General features: G+C 70.6%; 12 protein-coding genes. 3 read left to right on the forward strand and 9 right to left on the reverse strand.

The window, feature by feature from the left end:
- Nucleotides 1-90: 90 nt before the first annotated feature.
- Entirely contained in the window at nt 91-714 is a 624-nt protein-coding gene (locus tag OG844_RS21245; RefSeq protein WP_406392289.1) for a M48 family metallopeptidase, read from the reverse strand.
- Between the two features lie 210 nt (nt 715-924).
- Between OG844_RS21245 and OG844_RS21250 the strand changes: the two genes are divergently transcribed.
- Both OG844_RS21250 and OG844_RS21255 read left to right on the forward strand, forming a co-directional pair.
- Nucleotides 925-2,070 carry a ThiF family adenylyltransferase gene (locus tag OG844_RS21250; RefSeq protein ID WP_406392290.1) on the forward strand — a complete coding sequence of 382 codons (1,146 nt, stop codon included), beginning with the start codon at nt 925-927 and terminating at the stop codon, nt 2,068-2,070.
- Nucleotides 2,071-2,134: 64 nt separating this feature from the next.
- The gene (locus OG844_RS21255) at nt 2,135-3,664 is read left to right on the forward strand and encodes an ABC1 kinase family protein (protein WP_406392291.1); all 1,530 of its coding nucleotides are present in this window, start codon (nt 2,135-2,137) and stop codon (nt 3,662-3,664) included.
- Nucleotides 3,665-3,682: 18 nt separating this feature from the next.
- Here OG844_RS21255 and OG844_RS21260 read toward each other — a convergent pair whose 3' ends face one another.
- From OG844_RS21260 to OG844_RS21280, 5 genes are all read right to left on the reverse strand, one after another.
- Nucleotides 3,683-3,886 carry a hypothetical protein gene (locus OG844_RS21260; RefSeq protein WP_406392293.1) on the reverse strand — a complete coding sequence of 68 codons (204 nt, stop codon included), beginning with the start codon at nt 3,884-3,886 and terminating at the stop codon, nt 3,683-3,685.
- A gap of 172 nt (nt 3,887-4,058) precedes the next feature.
- Nucleotides 4,059-4,418, reverse strand: a complete 360-nt coding sequence (locus OG844_RS21265) for a hypothetical protein (protein ID WP_406392294.1) — start codon at nt 4,416-4,418, stop codon at nt 4,059-4,061.
- Complete coding sequence (locus OG844_RS21270) at nt 4,415-4,783, reverse strand: WhiB family transcriptional regulator (protein ID WP_406392296.1); 369 nt, start codon at nt 4,781-4,783, stop codon at nt 4,415-4,417. The genes OG844_RS21265 and OG844_RS21270 overlap by 4 nt, the downstream gene beginning before the upstream one ends.
- Before the next feature lie 172 nt (nt 4,784-4,955).
- Entirely contained in the window at nt 4,956-5,279 is a 324-nt protein-coding gene (locus OG844_RS21275) for a hypothetical protein (RefSeq protein WP_406392297.1), read from the reverse strand.
- Nucleotides 5,280-5,445: 166 nt separating this feature from the next.
- The gene (locus OG844_RS21280; protein WP_406392299.1) at nt 5,446-7,671 is read right to left on the reverse strand and encodes an ATP-dependent DNA helicase UvrD2; all 2,226 of its coding nucleotides are present in this window, start codon (nt 7,669-7,671) and stop codon (nt 5,446-5,448) included.
- A 191-nt stretch (nt 7,672-7,862) separates the two neighbouring features.
- Between OG844_RS21280 and OG844_RS21285 the strand changes: the two genes are divergently transcribed.
- Nucleotides 7,863-8,108 (forward strand): mycoredoxin, encoded by a 246-nt coding sequence (locus OG844_RS21285; protein WP_406392300.1) that lies wholly within the window; start codon nt 7,863-7,865, stop codon nt 8,106-8,108.
- 228 nt (nt 8,109-8,336) lie between these two features.
- On the opposite strand, the gene nudC is transcribed toward OG844_RS21285, so the two are convergent.
- Genes nudC through OG844_RS21300 form a run of 3 tightly spaced genes read right to left on the reverse strand, consistent with a single transcriptional unit; the run spans nt 8,337 to nt 14,177 of the window.
- The gene (nudC, locus tag OG844_RS21290) at nt 8,337-9,284 is read right to left on the reverse strand and encodes an NAD(+) diphosphatase (protein WP_406392302.1); all 948 of its coding nucleotides are present in this window, start codon (nt 9,282-9,284) and stop codon (nt 8,337-8,339) included.
- A gap of 44 nt (nt 9,285-9,328) precedes the next feature.
- A complete protein-coding gene (locus tag OG844_RS21295) occupies nt 9,329-10,723 on the reverse strand; it encodes a dipeptidase (RefSeq protein WP_406392304.1) in 1,395 nt (464 codons plus the stop codon).
- 10 nt (nt 10,724-10,733) lie between these two features.
- Nucleotides 10,734-14,177, reverse strand: a complete 3,444-nt coding sequence (locus OG844_RS21300) for a UvrD-helicase domain-containing protein (RefSeq protein WP_406392305.1) — start codon at nt 14,175-14,177, stop codon at nt 10,734-10,736.
- Nucleotides 14,178-14,242 lie beyond the last annotated feature (65 nt).

Below are 14,242 nucleotides of genomic sequence, written 5' to 3' on the forward strand. Positions count from 1 at the left end.
CATCCCGAATGTAAATGCGTCGCGTCAGGCTAACCGCAAACCACGACATTGAGCTAAGTCGGTACAGACCCGGTACAGAATCACCGAACGTCACTCTTCACGTGCGGTGGGCAGATGCGGCAGCCGCTCGGCCGCCACGACTCCTTCGAGATAGCCACGCGCCCGCTCGGTACGCGGATACGCCTCCAGCAGGCGCCAGAAGCGCGGGCCGTGTCCGGGAACCAGCAGGTGGGCCAGTTCATGGAGGAGGACGTAGTCGACGACGTACTCCGGCATGCCCTGCAGCCGGTGCGAGAGACGGATGCTGCCCTCAGCCGGGGTGCAGGAGCCCCAGCGGGTGTTCTGATTGGTCACCCATCGCACCGAGGCGGGGCGCGCCCGGCCCTCGAAGTACTGGGCGGAGAGCCCTTCGGCACGTTCGGCGAGCTCGCTGTCGCCGATCACCCGCCTGCTCTCCTGGGCGGCGAGCTTGTCGAGCATCACGCCGACCCAGCGCTGCTCCTCCGCCTCCGACATCCGGGCGGGGATGAGGACGATCGTGCGGTCGCCCTCGCGGTACGCGGAGACCGTTCTGCTGCGCCGGGCGCTTCTGCGGACCTCGACCGCACTCGTCACCGATGCGCGGGACTGGTGGGCGGCCGCGCTGCGCTGGTGGCGTCCGGCGCTGCGCACGGGGGTCTCCCCGGCGAGGCCGGGTGAAGAGTCGGCGGACACGCCATGACGTTACCCGCTGTCGGCGGGGGAAGTCCTGCCTCCCGGACGGTTCGGCGTTGATCCACTTCGCGGCGTGCACCATTTGAACGACTAATACCCCAGCCTGTGGATAACTTTCCGCACGTTTCTCCACCGCGTTGCATTCTGACAACGGATCCGGGCGCCGGCCGATACCGACCGGCGCAGCCCGACACCGACCGGGGAGAAGTCATGCATCCGATGTTGAAACCTGCGCTGCGCCGGGCCTGGCGCGGACGCAACACCGTGCAATTCGGTGTGACGCCCGCGCATGCTGTGACGCTGGGTCCGATGGATATCGCAACCGGGAGTTTTCTCGAACTGCTCGACGGAACACGCGGACTCCCGCTGCTGCGCGAAGAGGCCGGAGCACTGGATCTGTCGGACCGTCATGTGGACATCCTGGTATCACGCCTGACGGAGGCGGGGCTGCTCGACGACTTGAGTGCGGGCGGCCCGGAGGCCGACGCATTACGCCGGCGGGCAGAGACCCTGGAGCGGCAGCGCCCCGACGCCGCGTCACTTTCCGTCGTCCATCCGGAACCCGGGAGCGGGCTGCGCAGGCTCGCGGCCCGGCGCGCGATGCGGGTCCAGGTACGGGGCGCGGGCAGGGTCGGCGCCACGATCGCCGCGGTGCTGTCCGGGGCGGGAGTGGGCCGGGTCGAGGTGCTCGACGGTGGCCGCACCGAACCGTGGGACATCGCGCCCGGCGGTCTTCCCGCGGCGGCCGTCGGGGAGCGGCGGGATTCGGCGGCCCGGCAGCTGGTCCGCCGCTCCGCGGCCGGCGGACCTCCCCGGCCGGCGGAGGCAGCGGGCGCTCCCACGAGCGGCGAGCCCGCACTGTCCCTGATCGTGGTGTCTCCGCGGGACGGCCTCTCGGTCTACGCCCCCGATCCGGATACCGCCGCACCATGGATCTCCTCAGGTACGCCGCATCTCTACGCGGGAGTGATCGAAGCCACCGGCGTGGTCGGTCCTCTGGTACTGCCGGGCGGCACCGGCTGTGCGGGCTGTCTGGCACTGCACCGTGCGGACCGGGACCCGCAGTGGCCGCGCATGCTGGCGCAGTGGAGGTCCGGGCGTCGCAGTACGGTACCGGCCTGCGATCTGGGGCTGGCGACGGCGGTGGCCGGTCTCGCGGCAGCCCATGCGCTGTCCTTTCTCGACGGGGAGCTGCCCGCTGTCACCGGTGCCCGCTGGGAGGCCGCGCTGCCTCTGCTGGAGTGGCGGGCCGAACGGCTGGGCGCGCACCTCGACTGCTCCTGTGGTGCTGCCGGGCAGACTGAGGGGGAGCTCACCTCCACGGCCTGCCCGGCACAGGACACAATGGCGGGGTGACCGCCGCCGACGGAGCAGGGCCGAACACTCACGCGGCACGGCAGTCTGGGACTTGGAGGGGCACATGTCTGATCTTCCCCGGAAGGCGGTCACCCGTACCGCGAAGCTGGCCGCGCTGCCGCTCGGCTTCGCCGGGCGTGCCACGTGGGGCCTGGGCAAGCGGATAGGAGGTAGGTCCGCCGAGATCGTCGCCCGTGAGGTCCAACAGCGGACTGCGGATCAACTCTTCAAGGTTCTCGGCGAGTTGAAGGGCGGTGCGATGAAACTCGGGCAGGCGCTGTCCGTTTTCGAGTCGGCGCTGCCCGAAGATGTCGCGGGCCCGTACAGAGCGGCACTGACCAAGCTTCAGGAGGCCGCTCCGCCCATGCCGACCCGCACCGTCCACGGGGTGCTGGCCGAGCGGCTCGGTGAGGACTGGAGGGAGCTGTTCCTCGAATTCGAGGACCAGCCGTCTGCCGCCGCGTCGATCGGGCAGGTCCACCGCGCTGTGTGGCACGACGGACGCGACGTTGCCGTGAAGGTGCAGTATCCGGGCGCGGGTGAGGCACTGCTCTCGGATCTGACCCAGCTCAGCCGTTTCGCGAGGCTGCTCGGTCCGCTGATTCCCGGGATGGACATCAAGCCGCTCATCACGGAACTGCGGGACCGGGTCTCGGAGGAGCTGGACTACGCGCTGGAGGCTCAGGCCCAGCAGGAACACGCGGCAGAGTTCGAGGACGACCCCGATGTGGTGATCCCCGGAGTGGTGCACCAGTCCGAGCAGGTGCTCGTGACCGAGTGGATCGACGGGATCCCCCTGTCGGAAGTGATCGCCGACGGCACGCAGGAACAGAGGGACCGGGCAGGTCAGCTGCTCGCGCGCTTCCTCTTCTCGGGACCGGCACGCACCGGCCTGCTCCACGCCGACCCCCACCCGGGCAACTTCCGGCTGCTGCCTCCGCTTGGCGCGGAGGCGGAGGACGGGGCGGCGGAGGACGAGGCTGCCGAGGCGGGCAGCACCGACGGATATGGCGACCGGTGGAGGCTGGGGGTCCTGGACTTCGGAACGGTGGACCGGCTGCCGGGCGGACTGCCGCGGACCATCGGCGACTCGCTGCGGATGACACTGGACGGTGATGCCGAGGCCGTGTACCAACTGCTCCGTGAGGAGGGGTTCGTCAAGGACTCGATCGAACTCGCACCGGATGCCGTACTCGACTATCTCCTGCCGATCATCGAACCGGCGCTGGTGGACGAGTTCACCTTCACCCGCTCCTGGCTGCGGAGTCAGGCCGCCCGCATCGCCGACCCGCGCTCCCCCGCCCACCAGCTGGGGAAGCAGCTGAACCTTCCGCCGTCCTATCTCCTGATACACCGCGTCACACTGAGCACCATCGGCGTGTTGTGCCAGCTCGGTGCCACAGTGCGTCTGCGGGACGAACTGGAGTCGTGGCTGCCGGGGTTCCTCCTGGAGTACGAGCCGGATCGAGAGAGCGAGGACGACCAGGTGGGTGTGGACGACCAGGTGGGCGTGGACGATCAGGTCGGCTTGGACGACCCGGAGGGCGTGGACGACCAGGAGAGCGCAACGGTCGAGGTCCGGAGCCTTTCCTGACAACCGCGGTCTCCCCCGTCACCACCAGGCGGAGTCCAGTCGGCCCTCGATCGCCCGGATATGGGCGCGGGAACAGTCCTCGCAGAAGTACTGGCGTCTGCCGTTCTCCACGGAACAGATCCAGGTCACGGGCGCCGATTCGCCATCGGCGACGACGCCGCACCGGGCACATGACACCTGCCCGGCACCCGGCCGCGCCGGGCGATCAGTCTCCTCGTCCACCTCGCGACGATATCCCCGTCGGTCCGGCGGGCTCGACACAAACGCACCGCGGGGCCGGCCTGTTCGGACCGGCCCCGCGGAAGGGGTAGGAGGCTGCGCGAAGGGCAGAGCGGTTGCCCCCGCAGCCGTGCCGCCGTCCAGCGGCGGTCACATCATGCTGTCGGCGGCGCTGTTAGTGCATGACCGCCATGGCGAGCGCACGGCGGGCGCGCATCGAGGCACGCTCCGCCCGGCGCTGCATCCGCCGGGCGGCCACCAGGCGCACTGCCTGGCGATCCACCTCGGCTTCCCTCAGGCGGTCGTGCATATGCGCACGTGCCAGGGCTTCTGGGATGAGTTGCATTTCGCGGGTCCTGTTCTGACGCGAGTCGTTCGCGCCGATGATGGTGACGTCCGGGGTCGCGGAGCCGACGGGCTCCTTCGTGGGGGTGATCATTGGTGCCTGGTTTCGGGGGTCATGGGTCTGGGGACGGTCGATGGTTCCGATGCGCCTTGTTCGTGTGGGGGACATGACCCCCAGGCCGGCGGTCACGCCGCGACCGGGTTCTTGCGCGGACGGCCACGCGGACGCTTGCGGGCGACGACAACGCCCTGGACGAAGAGCTCGCCACCCCAGACGCCCCACGGCTCGCGACGCTCTTTGGCGCCGGCGAGGCAGGCCTCGACGAGCGGACAGGTCCGGCAGAGGGACTTGGCGTACTCGACGTCGGCCGGCGTCTCGGCGAAGAAGACCTCCGGGTCGTACGAACGGCAGGGGACGGGTACGCCGAGGTTCTCGATGGCGTCGTCGAGCGCGGTGAGCGCGGTGAGCGGGGTCAAGGTGGAGTCCTCCGTGAGGCCGGGCGGGGAGATCGTGTCGGAAGGCGGTACGGACGGGGCGTGCGTCTCGGTTTGCACGGTGGTGTTGTCCTCGTCTGGTCGTGCCGGCCTGTTGGCCGGTTGGCGGCTGGTACCAGGTACTGCTTGTCCCGAGGCTCCTTCGTCTCGTCTCATCCGTTCGGACAAAACAAAAGGGCCGCGGATCCCGAGTGGGGTTCCGCGGCCCTGAAGGCGCCGGCCTGATGCTGGATCAGGCTGGATCACTCCAGGGTTCAGGCCCACGGAAGGCCCACATCGTGTGGTGCTGTGTCGTCTGCTTCTTGGCTCCGGCACCGACGGCCGCAAAGGCATAGGCGCGAGCCTGTCCCTTCGCTACTGCTGCTGCCGGTGCCTCGGTCGGTCGCTCATTGCGCTCCCGAACGGGCAGGCTCGCCAGAGACAGAGGGCTGCCGACGGAGATGCCGGACACACCGGTGACACGAAGCGAAAGTTCCGAAGAGCAGGCGAAGCCGAGCGAGCAGGCGGAGGCGACCGACGGATCGGTCATTTTGATGGTGTTGATGATGCTGATCACAGGAATCGCCTCCTCTCGGCGTCTCAGGGGACCGGCCGGGGCCGGTCCTGCGTATTCGGATAAGTACAGCACGGAATCAGGGCTTCAGAGAAGTCGCTGTTCCCGTGGTTAAGAACCTATGGTGATGACTGCTGCGGGCGCAAACTATTTTTTCGACGAGTTTTTCTCACATGTCGTCGTCGCCCGCTCCTGACTCCGGTTCCAGCGTCCGACCTGCACAGATGGCGAGCACATCGGCTCCGAAGCGGGTCAGCTTCCGGTTGCCGACACCGGCGATGACGACGAGCTCGCCCTCGGTGTCCGGCACCGCCTCGGCGATCGCCATCAGCGTCTTGTCGGTGAACACGCAGTACGCGGGCTGGCCGATCTCCTTCGCCCGGTCCGCACGCCACTGCCTCAGCCGCTCGTACAGCCCCTCGTCCATGTCGGACGGGCAGTCCTCGCAGCGCATCAGCTTCATCTCGCCGGCTTCGGTGAGCGTCTTGCCGCAGACCCGGCACAGCACCGGCCCGCGGCGCCTGGGCCGGGCCGCCCCGGAACCGCCGCTGCCCGTGGCCGTACCCGTACCCGTACCTCGGTCGATGCCTCCGCCTCCCCCTGCGCCGCCCCGTGCGCCGAAGGCGGTCGAGCCGGGCCGCAGGCCGTTCAGGAAGCGCGTCGGCCGACGGCCGCCGCGACCGCCGGGCGAGCGGGACAGGGCCCAGGACAGCGAGAGGTGGAAGCGGGCCCGGGTGACACCGACGTACAGCAGCCGGCGTTCCTCCTCGACCTGCTCATCGGTCTTGGCGTACGCGATCGGCATCATGCCCTCGGTGAGCCCGACCAGGAAGGCCGCATCCCACTCCAGCCCCTTCGCCGAGTGCAGCGAAGCCAGCGTGACGCCCTGGACCGTGGGGGCGTGCTGGGCGGCGGCCCGTTCGTCGAGCTCCGCCACGAGGTCGGAGAGCGTCGCTCCCGGCTTGGCCTGTTCGAAGTCCTCGGCCAGACGCACCAGGGCGGCCAGCGACTCCCAGCGGTCCCGGACCGCACCCGAACCGTTGGGCGGTTTGGAGGTCCACCCCTTGGTGGAGAGCACCGCCCGCACCTCGGAGGGCAGTCCCTCGGCTCCGTCGAGCAAGGAGTCGTTGCCCCCGGCGCGGGCGGCGCCGCGCAGGGCGACGCCCGCTTCACGTACCTCCGCACGGTCGAAGAAGCGCTCGGCGCCGCGCAGCTGGTAGGGCACACCGGCGTCGGCGAGGGCCTGCTCATAGACCTCGGACTGGGAATTGACCCGGTACAGCACGGCGATCTCGCCGGCCGGAACACCCGCGGCGATCAGGTCACGGATACGCCGGGCGGTGCCCTCGGCCTCCGCGGGCTCGTCCGCGTACTCCGTGTAGGAGGGCTCGGGGCCCTTCTCGCGCTGCGACACCAGCTCCAGCCGGTGCTCTGCCGCCCTGCCGCTGGCCTGCCTCAGCAGTCCGTTGGCCAGATGGACGACCTGAGGCGTGGAGCGGTAGTCCCGCACCAGCTTGACCACCGTCGCGTTCGGGTGGCGGGTACGGAAGTTCAGCAGGTGGTCGGGGGTCGCCCCGGTGAAGGAGTAGATCGTCTGGCTGGCGTCACCGACGACGCACAGGTTGTCCCGGTCGCCGAGCCAGAGGTCGAGGAGCCGCTGCTGGAGCGGGCTGACGTCCTGGTACTCGTCGACGACGAAGTGCTGGTACTGGGTGCGCACGTGCTCGGCGATGTCGTGCCGGTCCTGAAGGATGCCGACGGTGAGAAGCAGCACATCCTCGAAGTCGATCACCGACCGGTCGCGCTTGAGCTGCTCGTACATCGCGTAGATCTGTGACAGCTCGGCAGGATCGCGCGGGGCGTCGCGCTGGGTCTTGGCGACCGCGGCCGGGTAGTCGGCGGGCACGGTCTGGGTGACCTTGGCCCACTCGATCTCGCTCGTGGCGTCCCGCAGCTCATTGCGGTCGAGCCGGACGCCGCAGCGCGCCGCTGCCTCGGCGACCAGCTGGACCTTGCGCTCCACCAGGCGCGGCAGCGCACCACCGACTGCTTTCGGCCAGAAGTACTGGAGCTGGCGCAGGGCGGCGGAGTGGAACGTCCGCGCCTGCACACCGGTCGCGCCGAGCTGGCGGAGCCTGCCCCGCATCTCGCCGGCGGCGCGGTTGGTGAAGGTGACGGCGAGCACGGTCGTCGGCTGGAGAATCCCGGCCCGCACCCCGTAGGCGATGCGATGCGTGATGGCTCGCGTCTTGCCCGTACCGGCTCCGGCCAGCACGCACACGGGTCCGGCGAGGGCCAGCGCGACCTCGCGCTGCTCCGGGTCGAGCCCGTCGAGGACGGCGTCCGCGGACTCGGGAACCTGCGGGAAAAGGGTGGAATGCGTTGCTGCTGTCACCCCGCCATGCTGCCAGGTCGCAGGGGGCGGGTGCGGAAGTTGTCCACAGGGGGTGCCGTTTGTCGTACTGATACGGGTGCGATCGCGGGAATGGCGGCCGGGTCCCGTACGTTCCCTGCATGCGGGAAGGTACGGGAACGTGTTCTTTCCGCCTTCCAGCGAGACGGACGAGACAAGGGAGCACCAGCGACATGCCGGGCACTGTGACGATGTACAGCACCACGTGGTGCGGCTACTGCCGCCGGCTCAAGGGCCAGATGGACCGCGAAGGCATCGCGTACACCGAGGTCAACATCGAGCTGGACCCCGATTCGGCAGCATTTGTCGAGAAGGCGAATGGCGGAAACCAGACAGTGCCGACCGTGCTCTTCCCCGACGGTTCGACGCTGACGAATCCCTCGCTGGCCCAGGTCAAGCAGGCACTCGCCGCAGCCTGATCTCTCTTGTGCGTACAGAGTGGCCCTCGCTCCGGCGGGGGCCTTCTGCATCATCTCGGACGGTCGGCGTACCGGTCGACGCGCGCCTGAGCCGTGACCGGCCGTGCCGTCGCACCTCACATACTTCCGTCGTGTCTCCCCTTGTCCGGGCAGGAGAGACGGCACGTCCCTGCGCACGTATCACGGGGTGCCGCACCCTGCCGCCGCACCCCGCCCGCGTACCCGCCGTCAGCCGGCGCTGCCCGGCCTCGGGAGCGGCTTGCCGTACCAGAGCTCGATCAGACGCGCCGCGATCGAGATGCCGAACGGGGGCAGGACCTCGCCCGATGCGAAGGCCGCTGTCAGGTCCTCGCGGGAGAACCAGCGGGCCTCCTCGATCTCCTCGCCGTCCACGTTGATCTCCGAGGAGGTGGCGCGTGCCATGAACCCGAGCATCAGGCTGGACGGGAACGGCCAGGGCTGGCTGGCGATGTACTCGACCTCGCCGACGGTGACGCCTGCCTCCTCGAACACCTCGCGGGCCACGGACTGCTCGATCGACTCGCCCGGCTCGACGAAGCCCGCGAGCGTGGAGAAGCGTCCCTCCGGCCAGTGCACCTGGCGGCCCAGCAGGGCGCGATCCTGGTCGTCGGTGACCAGCATGATCACCGCGGGGTCGGTGCGCGGGTAGTGCTCGGCGCCGCACGCCTGGCAGCGGCGGATGTGACCGGCTGCCGCGATGACGGTGCGCTCACCGCAGCGTGAGCAGAAGCGGTGCAGGCGCTGCCAGTTCTCCAGGGCCACGGCGTGCACCATGAGCCCGGCGTCCCGCGCGCCGAGGAGCAGCCCCGCCTCGCGCAGGCCCGCAGGGCGCGCGGACTGGTCCATGCGGCCCGGCAGGGAGTCCTTCTGGAGGGCGAAGTAGCGCACTCCCTCCTCGTCGGTGCCGAGGAAGTAGCGGTGGGTCTCGGTGAGCGGCGCCTCGAAGGACGGGGTCATGACGAGCTCGGTGCCGCCGTCCGGGGTGTCGTCGATCAGCGCCTGTCCGCCCGATACGACGAAGACTCTGGTCGTCGGGTGGCTCCAGGCTGCGGCGAGCCAGGCCTCGTCGAGACGGTGGTGCGCGGAGCGGTCGATGCCGCTGGGCGCGGTGAGGCCGATCGGACGGTCAGCGGTGGCGTTGTCGAAGGTGCTCACAGGTGCTTCCTACTCCCCCGGGGGTGGATCGGGTGATCAGAGATTCAGCGTGGTGCCGCGGCCAGTTCGCCCCACAGGTGGGCGGCGGTCTCCACGCCCTTGAGGAGGAGGTCGATCTCGACCTTCTCGTCGGGGCCGTGCCAGCCGTCGGACGGTACGGAGATGCCCAGGAAGAGGACGGGTGCGCCGAGTACGTCCTGCAGGTCGGCGGCGGGGCCCGAGCCTCCTTCGCGGGTGAAGAGGATCTTCTTCCCGAAGGCCCGTCCCATGGCACGGGCCACTGCCTGGAGTGCGGGGTGGTCCAGCGGGGTGAGGCAGGGGCGGGTGGCGGGGGCGAAGGTGATGCGGTGGCGGATGCCGGCCGGGATCTGTTCCTCGGCCCACTTGCGGACCGTGTGCTGAACGCGCTCCGGATCCTGGCCGGCGACGAGCCGGAAACTCAGCTTCACCAGGGCGGACGAGGGGATGACCGTCTTGCTGCCCGCTCCTTGGTAGCCGCCGCCGATGCCGTTGACCTCGGCGGTGGGACGGGCCCAGATGCGTTCCAGGGTGGTGTACCCGGCCTCGCCCGCGGTGGCCTGCGAAGCGGCGGTGCGCAGCCAGGTGGCCTCGTCGAAGGGCAGTTCGGCGAAGAGGGCCCGCTCGGTGTCGGTGAGTTCGGCGACGCCGTCGTAGAACCCGGGGACCGCGACCCGTCCCTGTGTGTCGTGGAGCGCGGCGACGAGGCGGGCCACGGCGGTCGCGGGGTTGGGTACGGCGCCGCCGAACGATCCGGAATGGATGTCCTGGCCCGGGCCGTGCAGCTCGATCTCGCACTCGGCGAGACCGCGCATTCCGGTGCAGACGGTCGGGGTGTCCTCGTCCCACATGCCGGTGTCGGAGACGATCACGACATCGGCGGCGAGGCGGCCGGCACGCTGTTCGGCCAGGGCGCGGAAGTGCGGGGAGCCGGACTCCTCCTCGCCCTCGACGAGGAGTTTGAGGTGCACGGCGGGGGTGGTGCGGCCGGTTGCCGCGAGGTGCGCCCTGACGCCGAGTGTGTGGAAGAACACCTGGCCCTTGTCGTCGGCCGCGCCACGTCCGTACATCCTGCCGTCGCGGATCACCGGTTCGAACGGGTCGGTGTGCCAGCCGTCCTCGCGGGCCGCGGGCTGTACGTCGTGGTGGCCGTAGACGAGGACGACCGGTGCGTCCGGGTCGTCGGAGGGCCACTCGGCGAAGACGGCCGGGGCGCCCGGCGTCTCCCAGATCTCGGTGACGGGGAACCCGGTCCGGGTGAGCTTGTCCCTGAGCCACTCGGCACTGCGCCGTACGTCTCCGTCGTGCTCCGGCTGTGCGGATACGGACGGGATGCGCAGCCACTCGGCGAGGTCGTCGAGGAAGGCTGTGCGGTGCTGCTCGGTGTACGTACGGACGGCGCTGTCCGGGGTGTCGCTCATGGTCCTGAGCCTAACGGCCCTGCGGAGGTGACTCGTCCAGCAGGAGCTGCTCCAGCTCTGCTCTGCCCGGCAGCCGGGCGGGGCTGACGGTCTCCCCGGTGCGCACGTACAGGAACGTCGCGGCGACGGCCTCCGGCGGAAGACCGTGCAGTTCCGCCCAGGCCAGGCGGTAGACGGCGAGCTGGAGGGGGTCGGCCGTGCGGTGGTGGCCGGTCTTCCAGTCGACGATCTCGTAGGTGTCGCCCGTGCGGTAGACCGCGTCGATCCGACCCCGGATCACCCGGCCGGCGAGGGTGATCTGGAACGGGGTCTCGACGCGGTACGGGGTGCGCCGGGCGTACGCGCTGCGCTCGAAGGCTTCCTTGAGGGCGGCGAGGTCGCGTTCGTCGGCGATCTCCGTGTCGTTGTCCTCGCCCCCGGGGAGCTCGTCGGGCCCGAGCATGGGCAGCGGCAGCTCTTCGAACCTGGACTCCACCCAGGCGTGGAAGCGGGTCCCCCGTCGGGCGGCGAGCTGTGGGGGCCTGGGCATGGGGCGGGCCAGTTCCCGCGCGAAGCTGTCGGGGTCGTCGGCCAGGTGCAGGAGCTGGGTGGCGGAGAGCGAGGCGGGTACGAGGACGTCCCGCACGGATGCGCGGGCACGGCGGAGTTCACCGGCGAGGGCGTCGAGATCGCGGTCCCAGGAGCCGAGGGTGCGCGATTCCTCCGGGGTGAGTTCCGCGTCCGCGGGGGTGCGGGCGGCGGGAACCTGGGGGGCGGCCGGGGCCTGCGACGGGGCCCCGCGGGAGGGCGCACCGTCGGGGAACGGGTCGCCGTACGGTGCGTCGGACTCGTCGTACAACTCATCCCCGTCGTCGTACGGAGGTTCCGGATCCTCGTCGTAGGGGGGCTCCTCGTAGGACAGCGCGGGGTCCTCCTCGTACACGTCCGGTACGGGGGTGGCGGCCAGGGCCTCCAGGTGGGCCAGCACCGTGTCCCTGGCGGCGCGACGGCGGGCCATGGACGCATCGTCCAGGGGGAGCGGCCAGGCCTGATCGGCGTCCTTCTCCTGGAGTGCCGGGTTCTCCTCGTCCTCCCCGGGCTCGTCGGCCCAGGCCTCGATCTCGCCGTACCCGGCGGCGCAGTGCTCGTACAGCGCCTCGAGGAAGGCGGACGGGCCGCGTGTCTTCTTCTGCGACGGGCCCCACCAGTGGCCGGAGCCCAGGAGCAGGCTGCGGGGGCGGGTGAAGGTGACGTAGCCGAGGCGGAGCTCCTCGGTGTGCTGGTGCTCCTTCATCTCCTCCTTGAACGCCTTGAGGCCCTTGGCGTCCCAGGAGTGGATGACCGGGAGGGTGGCCGCGTCGCCGCGCAGTGCGTGCGGCAGCACCTTGGACTGCGAGGTCCAGGCGTCCCGGGACTGTCCGCTGGGGAACTGACCGGTGACCAGCCCCGGCACGGCGACGACGTCCCATTCCAGGCCCTTGGACTTGTGCGCGGTGAGGACCTTGACGGTGTTCTCCCCGCCGGGCAGGGCGTTGTCCAGGCCCTTCTCGTACTGCGCGGCGGTGCGCAGGAACCCGAGGAAGGCGAGCAGGGAGGCCTCCCCGTCGACTGCCGCGAAGCCCGCGGCGACGTCCAGGAAGTTGGCGAGGGTCTCGCGGCGGCGGGCGGCGAGGGCGTGCGGCGACGCGGAGAGTTCCACTTCGAGCCCGGTGGTGCCGAGGACGCGGTGCAGTACGTCCATGAGGGGGTCGGCCAGTGAGCGGCGCAGGTCGCGCAGCTCGGTGGCGAGGCGGGCGAAACGGACGCGTGCCTCGGCCGAGAACGGCAGTCCGTCGTCCTCGGCCCCTCCGGACTCCAGGAAGGTGTCCAGGGCGTCGGCGAGCGAGATCACCTCGGCGGGGTCGATGCCTTCGACCGCTTCGGCGAGACGGCGGTCGGGGTCGAAGTCGTCGTCCTCGCCAAGAGAGGCACGGTGGACGAGGAGTCGGGCGCGGCGGCCGAGGAGTGCGAGGTCCCGGGCGCCGATCCGCCAGCGCGGCCCGATGAGCAGCCGGACCAGCGAGGCGTTGGCCCCGGGGTCCTGGAGGACCTCGCAGACGGCGACGAGGTCCGCGACCTCGGGGAGGTGCAGCAGCCCGGACAGACCGACGACCTCGACCGGGATGTCCCGGGCGACGAGGGCGGCCTGGATCAGGGGAAAGTCTCCGGCGGTCCGGCACAGGACGGCGATCTCCCCGGGTGCGGTGCCGGTCCGTACGAGGTGGGCGAGGGAGTCGCCGAGCCAGTCGATCTCTTCGGCGTGGGTGCGGAGCAGCGCGCATCGCACCATGCCGTCCCGCTCGGCTCCGGGCGCGGGCCGCAGGGCCTCCACGCCCTCGTGCATGGCGCGCAGGGGGTCGGCGAGGCCGTTGGCGAGGTGAAGGAGACGGCCGCCGCTGCGGCGGTTCTCGCTGAGGGAGTAGCGGGTGGCGGGGGTGCCGTCGGCGTGCGGGAAGTGGTGTGGGAAGTCGTCGAGGTTGGCGACGGAGGCGCCGCGCCAGCCGTAGATCGCCTGGCACGGATCTCCGACGGCGGTGACGGCGTGGCCTCCCGCGGCTTCGCCCGACCCGCCGAAGAGGCCGGCGAGCAGGAGGCGCTGGGCCACGGAGGTGTCCTGGTATTCGTCGAGCAGGACGACCCGGAACTCGTCGCGCAGGATGGCGCCGACCTCGGGGCGGGTCAGGGCCAGCTCGGCGGAGAGCGCGATCTGGTCGCCGAAGTCGAGGAGATCGCGGCTGCGTTTGGCCGCCCGGTAGCGCCGGGTCAGCTCGAGGAGCTCGCGGCGGGCCTCGGCCGCCTCGGGGATCTTGCGCAGCTCGGCGTTGGTGAGCCTGGCCGTTCCGAGCGTGTGGAGCAGCTCGGTGTCGTACTCCGCGAGCTGTTCGGGGCGCACGAGGTGTTCGGCGAGCTCGGCGTCCAGGGCCAGCAGGTCGCTGACCAGCGTGGGGAAGGACCTGGTCAGCGCCGGGAAGGGGCCGGGGGCCTCGCGCAGCACCCGGGCGGCGAGCTGGTAGCGGGTGGCGTCGGCGAGGAGGCGGGTGGTGGGTTCGAGCCCGATCCGCAGGCCGTGATCGGTGAGCAGCCGGCCGGCGAAGGCGTGGTACGTGGAGATGCTGGGCTCGCCCGGGGGGTTGTCCGGGTCGATGACGTCCGGGTCGGTGACCCCGGCTGCGACGAGGGCCTTGCGGACCCGCTCGGCGAGCTCGCCGGCGGCCTTGTTCGTGAAGGTCAGACCGAGGACCTGCTCCGGGGCGACCTGCCCGGTCCCGACGAGCCACACCACGCGGGCCGCCATCACCGTGGTCTTCCCCGAGCCGGCTCCGGCCACGATCACCTGCGGGGCGGGCGGCGCTGTGATGCAGGCCGTCTGCTCCGGGGTGAAGGGGATCCCGAGGAGCTCCTTGAGCTGCTCGGGGTCGGTGATACGCGAGGACACTCCAGAGAGGCTAACCGGAGACACCGACAAAGCCGTCCTGCCCGCACAGCGCCCGTACCTGCGCC

The organism is Streptomyces sp. NBC_00887, assembly GCF_045207585.1.